Source organism: Dokdonella sp. GW821-FHT11D02 (genome assembly GCF_058808595.1).
The window spans coordinates 3,109,688-3,125,045 of record NZ_CM179520.1 but is presented as its reverse complement, the minus strand read 5'-3'; the positions used below and the strand labels follow the sequence as shown (position 1 = coordinate 3,125,045).

The 15,358-nt window shown below is 64.9% G+C and carries 13 protein-coding genes; 6 read left to right on the top strand and 7 right to left on the bottom strand.

Annotated elements, in window-relative coordinates; translation table 11 throughout:
- Positions 1-20: 20 nt before the first annotated feature.
- The 4 genes from AC3QL3_RS13175 to AC3QL3_RS13160 all read right to left on the bottom strand — a co-directional run bounded on the left by AC3QL3_RS13175 (position 21) and on the right by AC3QL3_RS13160 (position 8,429).
- Positions 21-2,900, bottom strand: coding sequence for a TonB-dependent receptor (locus tag AC3QL3_RS13175; RefSeq protein ID WP_492894300.1), 2,880 nt, complete (start codon positions 2,898-2,900; stop codon positions 21-23).
- A gap of 66 nt (positions 2,901-2,966) precedes the next feature.
- Positions 2,967-3,983, bottom strand: a complete 1,017-nt coding sequence (locus AC3QL3_RS13170) for a LacI family DNA-binding transcriptional regulator (protein WP_492894298.1) — start codon at positions 3,981-3,983, stop codon at positions 2,967-2,969.
- A 281-nt stretch (positions 3,984-4,264) separates the two neighbouring features.
- A complete protein-coding gene (locus AC3QL3_RS13165; protein ID WP_492894296.1) occupies positions 4,265-6,289 on the bottom strand; it encodes a TonB-dependent receptor in 2,025 nt (674 codons plus the stop codon).
- A 22-nt stretch (positions 6,290-6,311) separates the two neighbouring features.
- Positions 6,312-8,429: a TonB-dependent receptor gene (locus AC3QL3_RS13160; RefSeq protein ID WP_492898930.1), complete on the bottom strand. Its 2,118-nt coding sequence runs from the start codon at positions 8,427-8,429 to the stop codon at positions 6,312-6,314.
- A gap of 192 nt (positions 8,430-8,621) precedes the next feature.
- Between AC3QL3_RS13160 and AC3QL3_RS13155 the strand changes: the two genes are divergently transcribed.
- Both AC3QL3_RS13155 and AC3QL3_RS13150 read left to right on the top strand, forming a co-directional pair.
- A complete protein-coding gene (locus tag AC3QL3_RS13155) occupies positions 8,622-9,041 on the top strand; it encodes a MerC domain-containing protein (protein ID WP_492894294.1) in 420 nt (139 codons plus the stop codon).
- A gap of 89 nt (positions 9,042-9,130) precedes the next feature.
- Positions 9,131-10,060, top strand: coding sequence for a cation diffusion facilitator family transporter (locus tag AC3QL3_RS13150; protein ID WP_492894292.1), 930 nt, complete (start codon positions 9,131-9,133; stop codon positions 10,058-10,060).
- Positions 10,061-10,064: 4 nt separating this feature from the next.
- Here AC3QL3_RS13150 and AC3QL3_RS13145 read toward each other — a convergent pair whose 3' ends face one another.
- Positions 10,065-11,012 (bottom strand): patatin-like phospholipase family protein, encoded by a 948-nt coding sequence (locus AC3QL3_RS13145; protein ID WP_492894290.1) that lies wholly within the window; start codon positions 11,010-11,012, stop codon positions 10,065-10,067.
- Between the two features lie 107 nt (positions 11,013-11,119).
- Here AC3QL3_RS13145 and AC3QL3_RS13140 point away from each other — a divergent pair, with 107 nt between their 5' ends.
- The gene (locus tag AC3QL3_RS13140; RefSeq protein ID WP_492894288.1) at positions 11,120-11,302 is read left to right on the top strand and encodes a 30S ribosomal protein THX; all 183 of its coding nucleotides are present in this window, start codon (positions 11,120-11,122) and stop codon (positions 11,300-11,302) included.
- A 278-nt stretch (positions 11,303-11,580) separates the two neighbouring features.
- A complete protein-coding gene (locus AC3QL3_RS13135; protein WP_291228466.1) occupies positions 11,581-11,790 on the top strand; it encodes a cold-shock protein in 210 nt (69 codons plus the stop codon).
- Between the two features lie 277 nt (positions 11,791-12,067).
- On the opposite strand, the gene AC3QL3_RS13130 is transcribed toward AC3QL3_RS13135, so the two are convergent.
- The gene (locus AC3QL3_RS13130; protein WP_492894286.1) at positions 12,068-12,985 is read right to left on the bottom strand and encodes a PhzF family phenazine biosynthesis protein; all 918 of its coding nucleotides are present in this window, start codon (positions 12,983-12,985) and stop codon (positions 12,068-12,070) included.
- Positions 12,986-13,104: 119 nt separating this feature from the next.
- Here AC3QL3_RS13130 and AC3QL3_RS13125 point away from each other — a divergent pair, with 119 nt between their 5' ends.
- A complete protein-coding gene (locus tag AC3QL3_RS13125; protein WP_492894284.1) occupies positions 13,105-13,665 on the top strand; it encodes an NADPH-dependent FMN reductase in 561 nt (186 codons plus the stop codon).
- 18 nt (positions 13,666-13,683) lie between these two features.
- Here the strand turns inward: AC3QL3_RS13125 and AC3QL3_RS13120 are convergent, their stop codons facing one another.
- Positions 13,684-14,622: a CorA family divalent cation transporter gene (locus AC3QL3_RS13120; protein WP_492894282.1), complete on the bottom strand. Its 939-nt coding sequence runs from the start codon at positions 14,620-14,622 to the stop codon at positions 13,684-13,686.
- A gap of 89 nt (positions 14,623-14,711) precedes the next feature.
- On the opposite strand from AC3QL3_RS13120, the gene AC3QL3_RS13115 reads away from it, so the two are divergent.
- Positions 14,712-15,326: a rhomboid family intramembrane serine protease gene (locus AC3QL3_RS13115; protein WP_492894280.1), complete on the top strand. Its 615-nt coding sequence runs from the start codon at positions 14,712-14,714 to the stop codon at positions 15,324-15,326.
- The last annotated feature ends 32 nt before the right edge of the window (positions 15,327-15,358 follow it).

Below are 15,358 nucleotides of genomic sequence, written 5' to 3'. Positions count from 1 at the left end.
GACCTTCCTGCGCAGAGGCATCAGAAACTGTAGCGCGCGCTGACCTGGAAGCTGCGCGGCACGCCGGTCATCTTGGTCGGTTGACCGTAGTTGGCGTCGCTCAGCACACCGTTGTAGGCGTACGGATCGAAATTTTTGAAGTTGAACGCGTTGAAGACGTCGCCGCGCAGCGTGAACGACTGACCGTAGGGCAGCGCGAACTCCTTCGACAAAGACAGATCGACCGAACGATAGGCCCAAAAGTGCGGCAGGATGAAATTGCCTTTCTTCGGCGTGCCGTAGCCGAGCAGGAACTGGCAGTTGTAGTCGCACACGCCGTCGACGAAGCGCGAGGCATTGAAACGCGGGCCGGAGCCGAGCGTGATCAGGCTGCTGAACTTGATGTCCCAGGGCAGATCGACGATCGAGCTGAAGACGAGACGGTTCTTCTCGCCGACGTTGTCGTAGGGATAGCCGCTCGGATCGACGTAATCGAGCGAATAGGCGTCGCCGCCGGAGCGGCGCGCATCGTTGTAGGTGTAGGCGATGCTGACGCTCCAGCCCGACTCCTTGGTGTAGGGTTTTTCGATACCGATCAACACACCGGTCGACTGATACTTCTTGTAGGTGTTGATCAGCACGGCGCCGTAAGGGCTGCCAGGCGGGACGTTCAAGACGAAGCCCGGCGCGACGACGCGATTGGCCCAGATCCAGGTGAACTGGTTGTAGCTCAACACGCGGCTCAAGGTCAGCGTGCCGACCCAATCGCCCATGACTTGTTTGACGCCGAGGCTGAACTGGTCGCTGTGCGGCGGCTTGGTCTTGTTGTTGAGCAGGTCGATTTCACCGCCGCCCGGGTTGGTCGTCACCAGCGACTGCAATCCGGGCAGGGTCAGGTACTTCGGATCCCACAGCAGGGTGCCGTTGCGGCCGTCGGTGGAGAAGCGGAAGTTGTAGTACGGATACTGCGAGTGGAACGACTCCTGGATCGGATTGTCGAGCGGCGTGCGGTCGAAATAGCGGCCGGCGCCGCCGAAGATCGTGGTCGATTGGTCGTTGTCCCGGCTCACGTCGTAGGAGAAGCCGAAGCGCGGCTGGTACTGCTTGCGATAGCCGCTGCGCTCCTTGCCGGTGCTGACGTAGTCGCGGCTCAAGCCGAGATATTCGATGATTCCGTACTGTTCGCGCGGCGTGACGTAGCCGTTGTTGTAGGCGTTGGTCTCGTAGTCCCAGCGGAGGCCGAGGTTCAGTTGCAGGCGGCTGGTGAGGTCCCAATCGTCCTGCACGTAGAGGCCGTACTGGTTGTTCGACAGCGCGGCGGATTTGCCGCTCGGCGAATAGTCGATCTGATAGGGGATGTCGGGATTGCCCGAGGCGCTGCCGGTCAGGTCGTAGTAGTAGAGCGGCGCGGAGCTGTTGCTTTCGCTGGTGTGCAGGTTGACGTGAGCGGCCTTGAAGCCGAACTTGACCACGTGCTGGCCGTGCCAGTCGATGCTGTCCAAGGTGATGTCGTCGCGCAGCGTCTTCACCTTCTGCTGCTTGTTCTGGGTCTGGTTGGCGCCGCCCAGACGCGCGATCGTGGTGGAGGTTCCTTGCTGATAGATCTGCGCCGGCAGATCGGGATGCGCCGGTCGCGGGTTGAATTGGTACTTGCCGAAATCGATCAGCAGATCGTTGACGAAGCCATGGCCGCGGTACTGCCATTTGAGCAGCAGGTCGTCGACCTTGTTGTTGCGCACGACCAGCGCGTCCGGCACGGTGAAGGCGTTGCCGGGCGCGGCGACCTCGTCGTCTTTGCGCTTGGTGATGCTGAGGTCGACGTTGTTGTTCTCGTTCGGCTGCCAGCTCAGCTTGCCGAACCAGACTTTCTCGTTGAACGGAAGCTCGTAGGTGCCGTTGTACTGCCGGAAGCGATCGCCGTAGGTCGCGTTGTTGATGTTGACGGTGCCGACGTCGGTCTGCGAATTGCCCTCGAAGCTGACGAAGAATTGCAAGGTGTCGGTGATGATCGGGCCGCTCAGCGTGGCGCCGTACTGGCGCCGTTTGTAATCCGGCTTCGGCTCGCCGTTCTTTTCGGCGAAGTAGTCGTTCTTGACCATGCCCTTGGTCTGCCAGTCGCCATAGACCGAACCGTGGAAGTCGTTGCCGCCGGACTTGGTCACCGCCGACAGGATCGCCGCGCCGCCTTGCTCGTACTCGGCCTTGTAGTTCTGCGTCAGTACGCGGAACTCCTGCACCGCTTCCTGCGAGAACGGATTGCCCTTGCTCGAATCCTGGCCGACCAGGCCGCCTTGCAGGATGTTGTTCTTCAGGCTGGCGCCGTCGATGAAGACGTTGGTCTGGTTGGAGTCCTGGCCGAACGCGCTGAAGCCTTTGCTGTTCTTGTCGGTCGGCGTGGTCACGCCGGGCGCCAAGGCGGCGAAGTTGAGAAAGTTGCGCGAGTTCTGCGGCAGCGAGCGAATCTGCTCGAGGCTGACGTTCTTGGCGACCTCGGAGTTGCGCAGGTCCGCTTGCGCCAAACTGTAGCCGGTCACGGTGACGCCTTCGAGCGTCGTCGTTGCGGTCGAAGCGGCGGCAGGAGCGAGGTCGACCGTGAGAGCCTGGCCGACTTGCGCGGTGACTACGCCGGACGCGATCTCTTTACCCTCCGTAGTCGCCGTGATCTCGTAGCTGCCGGGCCGCATGCCGGCCAGCACGTAGCTGCCGTCGGCATTGACCGTCGTGCGCGTGGTGAAGCCGGTGTTGATTTCCTTCGCCGTCACCACCGCGCCGGCGGCATTGGGTGCGTCGAGCTTGCCGCGCACGGTCGCGCTGACGTTTTGTGCCAGTACGCTCAGCGGCGCCGCGCACAGGCAGCTCGCCAGCGCGCCGACGAGCAGCGGCCGGCGCATGCTCCGCAGCGGTGTGTCGAAGATCTTCATCAGGTGCTCCTCCCAAGGGTAGAGAAACGCAACGAACGTGCAGTGCGAGCCGCGCGCGCCGTTGCTTCAGCTGGTGTCGCCGCGCGCGGAACCCTCGTCGCTGGATTGCCGCACGACCAGGCTGCAATCGAGTTCGCGCGCCAGCCGCGGCAGCGGCCTTCCTTCGATCGAAGCCACCAGTTGTTCCAAGGCCTGACTGCCGAGATCGGCGATGCGCACGCGCATCGTGGTCAGCGGCGGACTGACGAAGCGTGCGATCGGGATGTCGTCGAAGCCGGCCAAGGCAATGTCGCCGGGTACGTCGAGTCCGATCTCCTTCAAGGCGAACAGACAGCCGATCGCCATCATGTCGTTGGCGGCGAAGATCGCATCCGGGCGCGGCGCGATCGCGCGCAGGCCGAGGCCGGCGCGATAACCCGATTCTTCGCTGAAGTCGCCGGCCAGCAGGATCGGCGCCTGCTTCGGCAGCCGTTTCTTGAGCGCGTCGCGATAGCCGCGCAGGCGTTCGTCGGCATCGAAGTTGTGCGGCGGACCTGCGATGAAGGCGATGCGCCGATGGCCGCGTTGCACCAGATGCTCGACCATCGCGCTGGCGCCGCCGTGGTTGTCGATCGACAGCGACAGGTAGTCGCCGCCGGACACGCGCGTGTTCATCAGCACGGTCGGCAGCGCGACCGGCAGGTTCTCCGCCAGCATGCCGGCGTCAGCGTGCGGCGACATGATCAGAACGCCGTCGACGCGACCGCGCAACGCGCGCAGCACCTCGCCGACTTCGGAAGCGGAGCCGTGCGAGCTCGACACCAGCAGATGCAAGCCGCGCGCGCGCGCGGCGGCGTCCATGCCGCGGATCAGTTCGGAAAAGAACTCGCCGTGCAGATCGGGTAGCACCGCGCCGATCGTCTGCGTGCGCTGCGTGATCAGGCTGCGCGCGGCGCTGTTGGGCATGTAGCGCAGGCGCGTGGCGACTTCGACGATGCGCTGGCGCGTATCCGGCGTCACGCTGGCGTGGCCGTTGAGCGCGCGCGAAACCGAGGCGACCGACACGCCGGCCGCTTTCGCAACGTCTTTGATCGTTACGCTCAAGGGTCGATGCACTCGCGGATGTAAACGTTTACATCATGCGTTTCGCTAGACGGCTTGTCATGCTGCGGTACAGCAGGAGTGGTGTTTGCGGACGCGAATGAAGCGCGTGGGAAACGTCGCGAGGTGACGAGATGCTGCGAGAAAACGAAAGACGAGATTCGCGCCTGAAACGAACGTCGCTCGTTAGGACGACGAAGAGCGCCGAGAAAATTTCTCTCGGCGCTCTTCGTGCGTTCGTGCGACGTGTTGCGCTCGGATGAGCCGAGGCGGAGGCCGTCGCGTCAGAACAAGCCGCGCACGCCGACGGCGAAGTTGCGCCCGGCCAGCGGCACTTGATCCTTGATCAGCGAGGTCGACAGGCGTGCGGTCTGATTGGTCAGGTTGTCAGCGTTGACGAAAGCTTCCCAGCTCGAGCGTTCGTTGTTGAAGAAGCTCCAGGCGACGCGTGCGTTGACCAAGGTGAAGCTGGCGGTGTCGGTTTCGAACTCGGCGGTGTGGTCCTGCTTGAAGTAGTGCGTGGCACCGAGGCTGGCGCGCCAGTCGTCGTTGTGCCAGTTCAGCTCGCTGCCCACGCGCGCGGACGGAATGCGCGGCAGGTTGCCGCCGCCGGCCAAGGTCGCGCGCACGGTGTCGCCCCAGACGCGCAGGTCGTAGTGGCCGCTCGGGCTCTTGGCCAGGTGGAAGGTCGCTTCCGCTTCGCCGCCGCGGAACTTGGCGTTGCGTTGTGACCATTGCCGCACCGGCAGATCGTCTTCGACTTCGCCGGTGTCGGCCAGATAAATGAAATCGTCGTAGCGGTTGTAGTACGCGGCGACCTTCGCTTCGACCAGCTCGCTGTGATAGTGCAGGCCGATCTCGGCTTGATTGGCGGTTTCCTTGTTCAAGTTCGCATCGCCGATCTCGAAGGTGGCCGAAGCCGCGTGCGGGCCGTGCGAGAACAATTCCTCTTCGGCCGGCGCGCGCTGTGCGCGATCGAGGTTGAGGCTGAGGTGCCAGCTCTCGTCGAAGCGCCAGGCGAAGCCGGCGGAAAGGCTGAGCGGACTGAAGTCGCGCTTGCTGCCGTTGTCGGGCGTGCTGCTCTGGCGATCGGTGCGCGCGCCGAGCTCGACCTTCAGCGGACCGAATTCGCGCTGCTCGGTGACGAACACGCCGATGCCCTTGGTCGAGGTCGGCGGCACGAAACTTTCTTCGCCGATCGCGGCGAAATCGCGATGGAAGGCCTGCACGCCGAACGCGCCGGTCCAGCCGGCCAGCGGCGCGTGCGTCAGCTGCACGCGGCCTTCGTTGGACTTGTTGGTGAAGGTGGTGCCGGCTTCGTCGCCTTCGTATTCGACGTGCTGATAGTCGCTGTGACCGAAACTGAATTCGGCTTTGTCGATGCCGGCGAACGGCGCATTCAGTGCGCCCTTGAGGTCGTAGCGGGTCTGGCCCATCGACACGCGCACGGCCGGTTCGCCTTCGGCCGGATCGCCCGGCTCAGCTGGATTGCCGTAGTTGCTGAGGTAGCGCGACACGGATAGACCGAGATAGCCCCAGTCGCCGAGCCAAGAGCCGCCGACCGAGCCGGCCTTGGTGTGCACGAAGCTGTTGTCCAGCGTGCGTCCGGGAATTTCGTAGTCGTCGGCGTGGCGATACGAACCGTCGGCGTGCAGGGCGAAGCCTTCGCCGCCGGCATCGACGCGGAACATGCCGCTGCCGCCGCTGGAAACACTGTCGTAGCCGATCTGGGTGCGGCCGGTCAGTCCGTTCGCCGGCGCGACCTGCGGGATGCGGCCGTCGACCAGGTTGACGATGCCGCCGATCGCGCCAGAGCCGTACAGCAGGGTGGCCGGGCCTTTGAGGATTTCGATCTGATCGGCGAGGAAGGGTTCGACCGTTGTCGCATGGTCCTGGCTCACGTTGGAGACGTCGGCCGAGCCGAGGCCGTCGGCGAGGATGGCGACGCGCGCGCCGTCGAGGCCGCGGATCACCGGGCGTCCGGCACCGGCGCCGAACGCGGTGGTCTGCACGCCGGGCACGCCGGCCACGGTCTGGCCGATGGTGCCGCTGCGCACGTCGTCGAGTTCGGTGCCGGCCAGTACGCTGACCGGCGTCACGATTTGATCCGCACTTTGGCCGAGCGGCACGGCGGTGACGACGACCTCGCTCAGGCGCGTACTCGCTTCCTCGTTGGCGTGATCACGACGGCTGTGCTGTTTGCCGTCCTCTTTCGTGGTTTCGACATCGGCGGAAGACGAATCGTCGGCGGCGGCGGCGGGCAGCGGGAGGAGGGCGGCGATGCAAGCCGCCAAAAGGGTGCGTTTCATGGAGTCCCCAAGTGATGAATGATCAGAAGCGTTCTTCGATGCCGAGGTAGAAGCCGCGGCGCGCACCGTATTGCGGCGCACCCACGCCGATGCCGGTGCCGTCGCGCAATTCGTACTTGCGATCGGCGATGTTGAGTGCGGCCAGACGCACGTCGACGTCGCCCACCGCGGCCAGATGGAAGACGTGGTCGACCGACAAATTGACCACGTAGTACTGCGGCAGGTGCGCGCTGTTGGCGAAGTCCTTGCGCAAGCCGGAGCCGTACACGTAGTCGGCGCCCAGGCGCGTACCGTCCAAGTCGTAGCTGACGCCGCCCGACGAGGCCAGACGCTGGTCGTGGTCGAGATGCACCCAATGCGTGGCGATGTAGTCGAGTTCGTCTTGCTCGAAGTTGTATTGGCCGGTGACGACCTTCTTGCCTTGCGCGCGGCTGGAGGCGAGATTGAAGAACGCCGACAGGCCGTCGTGATCGTAGTTCGCGGTGAATTCGACGCCGCGCACGCGGCCGAGCGCGTAGTTGAACGGCGAGAAGATCAGCGCCGAACCGAATTGGCCTTCGTCGAGCAGGTTGGTGACTTTGCGGTAGTAGGCATCGAGGCCGAGCGTGACGCTGCTGCCGACCTTCTGCGAAATACCGGCGTCGAAATAGTGCGAACGCTCCGAGCGCGTTTCCGCGTTGACGTTGGTCGGCAGCGCGTTGGTGGTGCCCTGGAACAGCGCGATGTCGGTCGGCGCGATCAGCTCGGCCGGCGGCGGCGTGAAGTAGCGCGCATAGCCGGCGTGCAAGGTCGTCGTGTCGGTGGCCTGATAGACCGCGCCGATGCGCGGGCTGAGCTGACCTTCTTCGACGTAGGCGTCGACCTTGTCGCCGCGCAGGCCGTAGTTCAGCGTCAGCTTGTCGCTGATTTGCCATTCGTCCTGCAAGTACAGACCGTAAGTGCGCGCGTCGATGTGGCGCGCGTTGTCGAGGATCGTGATCGGCGTGGTACTGGTCTGGTTGCCGTCGGCGTCGGCCGGGAAAACCAGCGAGCGATTGTTCGCGATCGGATGTTCGCTGCTCGCGTACAGACCGTAGCGCAGCGTGTGTGCGCTGCCGAGCGGGGTGGAGAAGTCGGCCTGCAAGGTGTTGGCGCGGTTGCTGCGGTCGATCGTGCCGGCGACGCCGTTGAACACCAGATCGCCGATCGGATCGGGTTTGTAATTGACGCTGGTGTAGCGCTGGCCGAGCGAGAGCTGGTAGTTCGTATCGCTGAAGGTTCCTTGCAAGGACAGCACGCCGAAGCGCGTCGCCTCGCGCTGACGCTGATTGAGCCGGCTGGAGTCGACGTCGGTGACGCCGTCGAGCTGGAAGGCCGGTTCCTGGCCCGGATTGTTCGGGATGTCGAAGCGGTTGTCGGTGGCGCCGAATAGGAAGCTCAGGCGCGCCGAATCGCCGAGCAGATAAGACAGATAACCGAATCCCTTGAACTGGTTCGTGTGATCGTGGATCGCGTTGCGCGAGGAGGTCGGATTCTCGATGCCGATGTCGCTCTGCAAGGTGTTGGCGGTGACGAAGCCGCTCCACGGCCCCTCGCTTCCGTACAAGGTCGCGCTCGGGTTCCAGGTGTCGAACGAGCCTGCGGTCAGCCCGACGCTGCCGCCGAAGCCGTCGCCGCTCTTGCCGTTGTTACCCGAGCGCGTGGTGATGTCGACCACGCCGGCGGTGCGGTAGCCGTATTGCGCCGGCAGCGCACCGGTCAAGAACGACAAGCTGTCGATGATGCGCGTATCGAGCGCCTGGCCGAAGCCGCTGATGCTCTCGGGAATGATGACGCCGTTGATGCGGTACTGCAGGTCAGCATGGTCGCCGCGCACGTGCAGCTGGCCGTAGGAATCGTCGACCACGCCGGGAGCGCGCAGCAGCAGCTGATTGAGCGAGGTCGCAGCACCCAGCGGCAGCTGGTCGATGGCCTTGCGGTCGAAGATGTACTCGCTGCTGCCGACATCCGGCGACAGCTGGTTGCGCGCTTCGTCGAGCTTGCCGACCACGCTGACGGTCGCCAGCGTGGTGTCGTCGGTAGGCGCGGACGACTTCTTCGCATTACGCGACTCCGATGCGCCGCCGCTATCGGCGGAAGACAGCGGCGCCGGATCCGCCATGGCGGAGCGGGCGAGGGCGACGGCGATGCAGAAGGCGAGCGCGGACTTCTTCATGGAGCAGGCTCTGGGAACGGGAATTGATATGTTATAGTATAACCATTACCCCGGGTCAGCCCTGCCGGAAGTCACGCTGGGATCGGACGAATCGGTTCCGCATATCTGGGTTATCTTGTAACGTTTCGAGACGAGGCCATGCGCGACGACCCCACTCCATCGCTCTGGATGCGTACCGTCGACCGCTTCGGCGCGACGGCATCGTTCCTGTGCGCGCTGCATTGCGCGGCGCTGCCGCTGGTGATCGCGGTATTGCCGATGCTCGGGCTGGGTTTTCTGGCCGATCACCGCTTCGAGCGGTTTTTCGTCGCCTTCGCCGCCGTGCTGGCGCTGTCGACGCTGATCATCGGCTTCCGCCGCCATCAGCGGTTTCGCGCGTTCTGGTTCTTGTTGCCGGGCATCGTGCTGCTGATTTCCGGCATCGTCATCGACGTCGATCACGCCACCGTCGGCCATGCCGTGCTGGTCAGCATCGGCGGCACCCTGGTCGCGCTGGCGCATCTGGTGAACCTGCGTCTCGCGCACACCCACGTGCACGACGCCGCCTGCGGCCACTGAGCGCGACCGCACTGCGATTGTGTAACGCCGCGCGCGTTGCCTAGTCTTGCCAGGTCCGATCTGGCCGAGTCCGAGCCGGGGTTGCCTCGATGAGCCATACGCACGACCACGCGCACGATCATTTCCATGCCCATGCCGAAGCGGGCGATCGGCGCGAACGCAAACTGCTGATCGCGTTCGCGCTGACCGCGGCGACGCTGATCGCCGAAGCGATCGGCGGCTGGCTGTCGGGTTCGCTCGCCTTGCTCGCCGACGCCGGTCACATGCTGGTCGACGCCGGTGCGCTGATGTTCGCCTGGCTCGGTGCGCACTACGCGCGCAAGCCGGCCGATGCGCGCCGCAGCTTCGGCTATGCGCGCCTGGAAGTGCTGGTCGGTTACAGCAACGCGCTGGTGCAGTTCGTACTGGTCGCCTGGATCGTGGTTGAGGCTTTGCTGCGCCTGGCGCAGCCGCAGCCGATCCTGTCGGGCACGATGCTGGTGGTCGCGATCGCCGGCTTGGCGGTCAACCTGTTCGTGCTGCTGGTGCTGTCCGATCACGACCACGACGATCTCAATACGGCGAGCGCACGCCTGCACGTGATCGGCGATCTGTTCGGTTCGCTTGGCGCGGTGGCCGCGGCGTTGCTGATCGGCTGGCTCGGCTGGCTCTGGGCCGACGCGGGCGTGTCGATTCTGGTGTCGCTGCTGATTCTTGCCAGCGCCTGGCGCTTGTTGCGCCGCTCGGCGCACATCCTGCTCGAAGGGGCGCCGGAAGGCGTCGACGCCGAACGCATCGGCGAGACGCTGCAGCGCGAAGCGGACGGCGTCGCCAGCGTGCATCACGTCCACGTCTGGCAGCTGGCCGGCGGCTACCACATCGCAACCTTGCACGCGCAATTGCGCGAGGGCGCCGACGCCGATCAGGCGATTCACTCGATCCAGCACGCCTTGCGCGAACGCTTCCGCATCGAGCACGCGACCGTGCAGATCGAGACGCAGCCGTGTCCGCAAGGCGGCTGCACGGGGCGCTGCAGCTAGAGATTCAACGCGAGGCTCGATTGTCGAGCCAAGCGGCGGCCGCCTCGCGGCCGAGATCGCGCAGTTCGAGCAGGAAGCCGAGTTCGGTATTGAGGCGCGTCTTCGCGCGATATTCCGACAAGCTGTCGCCCGGTTCGATCAAATGCAGCCGCAGCGACTTCATGCGCCGTCCCAGCGTGCTCAGCGGCACGCTGCCGCGCAGCGCGGCCTGAGCGTGCAGTAAGGAGTCGTATTCGCGCAGGAACGTCGTGGAGAAGCCGAGTTCGGCGATGCGATCGGCGATCTCGCGCGCACTCGAAGGCGGCTCCGGACGCGACAGCGGCTGCACCAGTACGCAGACGATCTGCGCCGCGGCGCAGCGATAGACCAGGGGTTCCAAGGCCGGATTGCCGGCGTAGCCGCCGTCCCAGTACGCCTCGCCGTCGATTTCGACCGCTGCGAACAGCTGCGGCAGGCAGGTCGAGGCGAGCAGCGCGTCGATCGAGAGTTCGTCGTTGCCGAACAACTTCAGCGCGCCATCGCGCACGCGCGTCGCCGCGATGAAGAGCTTGCACGGCGCTTCGCGGCGCAGGCGCTCGAAGTCGAACAGACGCTCGCCGATCGCGCGCAAGGGATTGAGGCCGAGCGGGTTGATCTGCTCGGGAGTGAAGTGATGCGTCCAGCCCGACAGCAGGGCACCGGCGAACGACCAGCGCAGCGGGTTGGACTGCTCGGCCACCGCGTGCCAGAGCGCCTCCAGTTTCGAGCGTGCGCCGTCGCGGCCGTCCTCGACCCAACCCTGCGCCAGCGCCAGCGCATTCATCGCGCCGCTGCTGGTCGCGCTGACGCCGTCGATCGCAAGACTTTGCTCTTCCAGCAGCCGGTCGAGCACGCCCCAGGTGAAGGCGCCGTGCGCGCCGCCGCCCTGCAGGGCGAGGCTCAGGGACGGCAGTGGAGGCATCGGTTCGGGCACGGGGCGCGGATCGTCGAGGCGGCGGCGGAAGAGGGTAATTCTTGCATAGGGCCGGCAGCCTGCTATCCTGCGCGCCCCTTAATACCAATCGGTATCGAAAACGACACATGGGCAGAGGCGACCGCAAGACCAAAAAGGGCAAGATCGCGATCCGCAGCTACGGCAATGTGCGCCCGCATGCGGCCAAATCCGCTAGCGGCGAGAAAACCGCCGTCGCCAAGCCGGCCGCCAAGCCGGCAGTGAAGAAGGCGGCGCCGGTGAAGAAGGCAGCGGCGAAGAAGTCGGCTTGAGGCCTGTCGTTTCCGCTGATGTGCTGCGCTTCTCTCCCGGAGCGCACCGCCGGAAACAGCCTCTGAAAATGCAGACGCCCAACTAATAGCACTTGCGCGATTTTGCGAGTATGATGCGCGCACTGTGTTTGCAAGGGTCACTGTGAATCGTGGCCTGATGCGGTTGATCCTCGGCGATCCGCTCCATCGATTTAGCCTCGCTAGCTCCCTGCAACCCAGTCTCGACGCGGAATGTTCCGCCATCGCGATGTCATCAGTGTTTTCAGGAGTTATGCAAGATGTCCAATCGTCAATCCGGTACCGTCAAGTGGTTCAATGACGCCAAGGGTTTCGGCTTCATCACCCCGGAGAGCGGCCCCGACCTGTTCGTGCATTTCCGCGCGATCCAGGGCACCGGCTTCAAGTCGCTTCAGGAAGGCCAGCGCGTGACCTTCGTCGCCGTGCAGGGCCAGAAGGGTATGCAGGCTGACCAGGTTCAGGTGGTCTAAGGCTTCATTGCCAGTTTTGAAAAGCCCCAGGCGGAAACGCCTGGGGCTTTTTTTTGTGGTTTGTTTTTGCGATTTGTTTTTGCGATCGATCCGTGATCGCTGTGACCTGATGGCTAGCGATGGTCGCTACGCCGCGTCTTCGGACGGTCTACCCGCGGCCATCCGTGGGTGTATTTCTGCGATCGTCCGTGATCGCTGTGGTCTGATGGCTGGCGATGGTCGCTACGCCGCGTCTTCGGACGGTCTACCAGCGGCCATCCATGGCCGCACTTCTTAATTAGTTTGGCGCGCTCTGCAGGGACTGGGTTTTTCCGTCGATGACGGTGTGGGTCTGGCCGCCGACCCAGACCGCTGCCTTGCCGTTCGGATCCTGCGCGTCGATGCGGATCTGGATGGAGGCGTCGCGACCGATCTCGCGGCCCTGGCTGACGCGGTAGCCGCGCGCGAGTTCGCCCTGCGGTTCACGCAGCGCGATCCAGGCCGCGATCAAACCGTTGGCGGCGCCCGAAGCCGGATCTTCGACGATGCCGACGCCGGCCGGGAACGCGCGCACGACCAGGTCGTAATCGGTTGCCGTGCCGTTCGTGCGGCGCGCGAACGCGCACAGGCCGAGCGTGTCGGTCTCGCGTGCCAGCGTGCCGATCGAGGCGTGATCGGGCTGCCAGCCGCGCAGCGCCGCTTCGCTGGCGAACTCGGCTACCCACCAGCGTCGGCCGCCTTCGACGCAAGCCGGCGGCAGCGCACCCAACGCGATGCCGCGCAGCAGGTAGGACAGGATCGGTTCGACGTGCACGCCTTCGCGCACCACGCGCGCATGCGGCGCCTGCACGAACAAGCGACGTTGCGCGCCGCTGCCTTCCACGCGCACCGGCAGCAAGCCGGCGGCGCATTCTTGCAGCAACAAGCCGTCTTGCGCCTGCGCGAAGGCGGTTTCGAGCACTGCGTGCGCACTGCCGATGGTCGGGTGGCCGGCGAATGGGATTTCCTTGTGCGGCGTGAAAATGCGCAGGCGATAGCTCGCCTGCGCCAGAGTCGGCGCTAGCACGAAGGTGGTCTCGACCAGATTGGTCCACGCAGCGAAGCGCTGCATGTCCTCGCCGCTCCAGTCGTCGGCGCCGATCACCACGCCGAGCGGATTGCCGCCGCCGGCTCGCGCGCAGAACACGTCGAGTTGCAGATAGCGCGAAATCGTCATCGGCGGCTTCGTCTGGACAGGGTGGGGGAGGCGGATGATACCGTCGCGCTGCGTTCGTGCCGCGTCTGCGGCGGAAATCCTCGCGCGAACGCGATCCCGTTCCGAATCGGAGAGCCTCGATGCAAAACGCTCGCGACATCGCCGTCATCGTCGGCAGCCTGCGCAAGGAATCGTTGAACCGTAAGATGGCGCACGCGCTGATCGCGCAGGCGCCGCCGTCGCTGAAGCTCGAGATCGTCGAGATCGGCGCGCTCGCTTTGTACAACCAGGATCTGGAACACGACGTGCCGCCGGCGTTCGCCGCCTTCCGCGAGCGCATGCATCGCGCGCAGGGCGTGATCTTCGTGACGCCCGAATACAACCGCTCGGTGCCGGGCGTGCTGAAGAATGCGATCGACGTCGGCTCGCGCCCCTACGGCCACAGCGTCTGGAGCGGCAAGCCCGGCGCCGTCATCAGCGTTTCGCCGGGTGCGATCGGCGGCTTCGGCGCCAACCACCATCTGCGCCAAAGCTTCGTCTTCCTCGACATCAAGGCGTTGCAGCAGCCGGAGATGTACATCGGCGGCGCCGACAAGCTGTTCGACGAGAGCGGCAAGCTGAGCAACGATTCCACTCGCGAATACCTGGGTAAGTTCCTGCACGCCTACGCGGACTGGGTCGGACGCGTGCTGGCGGCGTGATCGGCGCGCGCCGGCGGTTCAGAGCCAGCCGCGCCGCTTGAACCAGAGCAGCGGCAGCACGGCGCTCAGCACGATCGCGAGCAGGCCGAGCGGATAGCCGTAAGGCAGCTTCAGCTCGAGCATGTTGACGAAGTTCATGCCCCAGATACCGGCCAGGATCATCGGCGGAATCGACACCACCGAGGCGACCGTCAGCAGCTTGATGACTTCGTTCTGATCGATGTTGATGAAGCCGAGCACAGCGTCGAGCAGGAACTGCAGCTTGTCGGTCATCTGACCATCGAGCTCCCCCAGCGCATCGAGATCCTTGTGCGCGAGCTTCAGCTCCGCCAGCTGCGCTTTGGCGATCCAGGCCGGTGCGTTTTCCTGAGTGAAACCGATGATGCGCTCGAGCCCGGTCATGGTCTGGCGCGTGCGCGTGAGGTCGCTCTCGAGCTGGCCGATCTGGGTCAGCATGCCGGTCAAGGCGCGTGTGGAATGCTTCGGGCGGCACAACACGTCGGTCGACAGTTCGCCGGCCTTGGCGATGATCGCTTCCAGATGATCGGCGATCTGCCCGATCAGGGCTTGAGCCAGGGTGACGAACAAGGTCGCGCCGTCGCGCGGCGTCTTCGTCGCGCTGACCGCTGCGGCGGCCTGGCGGAAGGTCGCCGTATCGTCGTAGCGAATCGAAACCAGGAACTTCGGCGCCACCAGCAAGCCGAACGGCGTCGGCGGCGCGCCGTCCGCGTGCGCGAAGAACGGCACGTTCAGATGCAGCACCTCGCCGTCCAGGCGCACGCGGCTCGACATCTCGATCGCACGGATGCGCGCTTGCGTCGGCAGGGTCAGGCCGGTGGCTTGCTCGACGCTGCGTACTTCCTCGGCGTTCGGATCGCACAGATCGAACCAGACGCAATCGGCGTCGGCTGCGGCGGCGGGCAGCGTGCGGCCGTCGCCGCCATGGCGGATCAGCATGCGAGGCTCGGCCGTTCGGCGCTTGTGGGCGACATGCGCGCCATCATATCGTGCGCCTCGCCCAAACAGCGCAGGAAGCCCGCTCCATCATGACCGTCACCCTGATCATCATCGCGCTCACCAGCATCATCTCGTTCATGGGATTCAAGGACGAGAAGCTGATCGACCGTCTGATCCTGTGGCCGCCGGCGATCACGCGCGGCAAGGAGTGGTGGCGCCTGGCGACCTGCGGCCTGATCCACGCCGACGTGCCGCACCTAGTCTTCAACATGATCACGCTGTACTTCTTCGGCCGCGTGATGGAAGGGTTCTACGTCAGCCGCGGCGGCGTGATCGGCTATCTGATCTTCTACGTCGGCGCGCTGTTCGTGTCGAGCCTGCCGAGCTACCTGCAACACAAGAACGACAGCCGCTATCGCAGCCTCGGCGCGTCCGGCGCGGTATCGGCCGTGTTGTTCGCCTTCATCCTGCTGGCGCCGTGGAGCAAGATCATCGTGCTGGTGCTGCCTTTGCCGGCGATCCTGTACGCGGTCGCCTACGTCGTCTATTCGATCTACATGGACAAGCAGCGCGTCGACAACGTCAATCACAGCGCGCACCTGTGGGGCGCCGCCTACGGCGTGTTCGCGACGATTCTGATCGAGCCGGGCGTGGTCGGACATTTCCTGCGCCAGCTGACGCAGCCTTCGCTCGGCTTCGGCTGATATTCTCGCGCCCCTTGACCTATCCGGAGACA